Source organism: Enterococcus sp. E5-37 (genome assembly GCF_035726925.1).
In the GTDB taxonomy this organism is placed as follows: domain Bacteria; phylum Bacillota; class Bacilli; order Lactobacillales; family Enterococcaceae; genus Enterococcus_B; species Enterococcus_B faecium.
In genome coordinates this window covers 1-3,716 of the sequence record NZ_JAPMLG010000025.1, presented here as the reverse complement: position 1 = coordinate 3,716, position 3,716 = coordinate 1, and the positions used below count along the sequence as shown (strand labels likewise).

Sequence of the window (3,716 nt, the reverse complement as noted above, 5' to 3'; positions counted from 1 at the left end):
GAAGGCCGTAAGGCAGTTGATATTGAAAATTCGATTAATGAATGGCTTCAATCCGTACCCAAAAATCTTTTCAAATCAATTACCTTTGATTGTGGAAAAGAATTCTCTAATTGGAAAAGTATTAGTACTTGAAATATGATTTTTATTTAGTCGTTCACAAACATTTCACACTTTTTGGCTGTTCACAATCGCAAACAAAGTTGTGCGTTAACGACCACACGTGATAAAATAGTATGTGAATGACTATGGATTCATTGTATGAGAAAAAGCCCTTCCAATCAGGAAGAGCTCGGAAAGGTTCGGAAGAACTCGGAATTTGCAGGGGGAAAAATGTATGCTGTTAAATGAATATGTATCTGTACTTTTTAACAATAGCGGAAGCGAGCATAAAATTAGCGATTTCTTTCTTGAGCTTGTTGATAACTACATGGAAGAACCACGAAATCAAGAGTCTCGCAAACAGTACGATGATGGCAAATACAATCCATTTCGAACTCTAGAAATGGATACCGTTGATAGATACTTCAAGGATTCTCCTAATACGCCCGCAGTGAAAAATATTCAGACGGTTTACAACCGAAAAGACGAGATAAAGTTTGCAGCATACATTAAAAATCTGAAGTTAAATTCTACAAATCAAGAGAATATCTTAAATGAGTTCGAAAATGCATCTAGCAGCTTTGGCGAGGAACAGAAATTCGAATATGGCTGTGCAATATTATTTACTGAGGTCTTGAAAGACATCATTGATGGAAATGCTCATACTTATCTTGATAATCAACTCCCGTCTGTATCAGCGACAAAATCTCAAAAATCATTAGTTCCTCTAAAAGAAGCCTACTATGACAAGAAATCTGGAAAGGTTGTTTTTGCATCTGGAGAAATTGAAGTACCGAAAGAAATCGCTCCACCAGATGACATCTGTGAACATGAGCTCAACTACATCAACTGTCTGTTAGCTGCCTACTCGGAGTTCACAAGAAAATCACTTACAGCAGAAACGCTCCCTGAACGATTCAAGCAAGATTTCATTGACCAACGGAAGAATTTTTATTCCGCTGAATGGGTAGAACGCATCGCTCGTGAGAAATTTGATGACGATGGAGAAACAGCAGAAATATGGAAAGGCGACACCTATGAATTTATTTCATCTACTCTGTCAATGATGTATCCTAATGCATATCAGCGAATGCTAGAGGTCATGCGAGAAGCTGTGAAATGTCAAACAACCTCTGCTATTGAAGAATTTAAGAACATCATGCGACCAACCTCTCGGAAAGGCGTTTGTCACATTCTTGCAAACGAAGGAAGGCTAAAGTGGGTGGATGAATATGAAGACTAAGCCTTTTAACTCAAACACTGAGATCTCACTCAGAATACTTCTTACGCTACTGTGTAATCAATCAAATACTAATCTCACAACTGATAGAATTACTATTTTAGATTTTGTAACAATCTATTCTAGAGAATTCGGCATCTCTGAAAATAGTCTTCACGGTGATAATGACTTTAGTTTCACTGAATATGCAACTAGAAGAAAGCAAATTAATGAGAACATCAAACAATTAGTCCTGAAACGGCTTATAAAAATTTCTGCTACCGACAATGGTTTCACTTATTCAATTACGGAAGCTGGAAAAAAGGTAGCTAAAAGTTTAAGTTCTGAGTACGCCAAACAGTATCTGTATTATGCCAATCTTGCAAAAGAGTATGTTCAGAATAAATCAGAAACTGATATTGCTAGGCTCATTGCTGAAGAATCTGCACGAGCACTTAGACGGAGGTAAGAGAATTGTCTTTTTATATAAAGAAAGTAACCGTAACAGGACGGGATAAAGAACCTGCCACCATCTCATTTTCAAGAGGATTAAATATCATCTGTGGTGTCTCTGATACCGGTAAAACTGGTATTTTGAAGACTATCAGCTATTTCTGGAATGGTGAAAAACCATTTGATGCCGAAAGTACAGGATATGATCACGCTAAGATAGATATTGGAACCGACAGAGGAACTATTAGCCTTGAGCGTGATTTCAAGAAAAGAAGCCGAACAATTATCCTTGTTAAAAGCAACGATCCTTCGATTCAAGATGGCGAATATGATACTGAATACAAAAAAGGCGGAAATAATAACCCTGTTATCAACGAACTATGGTTGAAACTAATCGGTATTCCTAATCTCCCGATGATTCCATGGAACAAAAATTTCGAGAGAAAAAGACTTACTTGGAATGTGTTGTCACATTTGTTCTTACTTCAAGAAGATAATATGGTACGGAAAACCTCCATTTATCAACCAGAAATCTACGACATAACATATTTCATAGCCTGCTTGCTTTTCTTGCTAACTAATGATGATTTTTCTGATGAGCAAACTCGCGAAAAGGACGCACTGACTGCAGCCAAAAAACAGGCACTAAAATCATTCGTCTCAGCACAAATTCAAGGAATGTCTGAACGTAGTAAGGAAATTCGACACAAACTCTCTGAATTTGATTCTGTTGATTACGTGGCCACAATTGAAGAGCAAAAAATACTACTCGAAAAAGCTGAGTCTGCATTGAAATCTGCCATTGAAACTAGCCAAGATTTGCTCAGTAATCTATTGCTACAGCAAGAAAAGCTCGGAAACGCTCAACTTACCTTGAATCAATTCAAGGATCTCGAATCTCAGTACTTAGCAGATATTAAGCGACTTACGTTCATTGTCGAAGGCGGTACTCACCTGCAACACAATCATACAATTACCATTTGCCCAGTATGTGATTCGAAAGTCGAAATAGAAAATGAGTCAACCTACATCGAAGCTTCAAAAGCTGAGCTCTCTCGCATCCTGATGCAGTTGGATGGATTAACCGCCAGTAAAAAAGATGTTCATTCGGAACTCAATGATTCTAAAGCAAAAATTAAATTTCTTGAGGAGCAACGTGCAACCATCAATTTTACAATTGAAAGTGATTTGGCTCCCCATGCGAAAACGTTAAAAACAACAATCGAACGATATCAAGAAGGCATAGAATTACAAAACGAATTGAACGTAATCAAGCAAATGTCTCAAACTTGGAATGATAACTTGGAGGAAGAAATTAAGGCTCCGCCAAAGCAAGTTGATTTCTCGCCAAAGAAAAACTTTCCCTCCAACTTTGTGAGAGATTTGAATGCTATCGTTACCCGTATACTGGAAGAAGCTCAGTACGAAAACTTTAACCACGCCACTTTCAACCTTCGTTCTTTCGATATTGAAATAAATGGGAAGAAGAAATCCACGCACGGCAAAGGCTATGTTGCATTCATCAACTCAGTATTTGCACTTATGTTCCGTGAGTATATTCAGGATATTTCTGCCCATAAAGTTGGTTTTTTAGCGCTTGATACTCCCCTTCTTGGTTTAGACCAAGGTGATGACACGCCAGAAAGCATGAAATATGGGCTATTCAATTATTTATTGAATCATCAGCATAATGGACAAGTAATCGTGATTGAAAATACAAATAGTCTACCTGATTTACCATATGAGGTGGATAGGCTACAATTAACTAGACAGAAAAATTAAGGTGTGTAGACTAGAAGAAAACATACCAGGAGGAATTTTTTATGTCTAAGAGAACACGAAGAACTTTTTCACAAGAATTCAAGCAACAAATCGTCAATCTTTACTTAGCTGGAAAGCCACGTGTAGAAATCATTCGAGAATATGAACTAACGGCTTCAGCATT

The 3,716-nt window shown here is 37.4% G+C and carries 3 protein-coding genes and 2 pseudogenes; all 5 read left to right on the top strand.

All coding sequences use genetic code 11. The features are described 5' to 3' along the window. Positions 1–126 (top strand): annotated as a pseudogene (locus OS138_RS12605) (IS30 family transposase); the annotation flags it as partial. Between the two features lie 208 nt (positions 127–334). Next, positions 335–1,342 carry an ABC-three component system protein gene (locus tag OS138_RS12600; protein WP_077850315.1) on the top strand — a complete coding sequence of 336 codons (1,008 nt, stop codon included), beginning with the start codon at positions 335–337 and terminating at the stop codon, positions 1,340–1,342. Then, entirely contained in the window at positions 1,332–1,787 is a 456-nt protein-coding gene (locus OS138_RS12595) for an ABC-three component system middle component 2 (protein WP_077850314.1), read from the top strand. Before OS138_RS12600 ends, OS138_RS12595 begins: the two co-directional genes overlap by 11 nt. A gap of 5 nt (positions 1,788–1,792) precedes the next feature. Next, entirely contained in the window at positions 1,793–3,553 is a 1,761-nt protein-coding gene (locus OS138_RS12590; protein ID WP_077850313.1) for a hypothetical protein, read from the top strand. Positions 3,554–3,594: 41 nt separating this feature from the next. Further along, positions 3,595–3,716 (top strand): annotated as a pseudogene (locus tag OS138_RS12585) (IS3 family transposase); the annotation flags it as partial.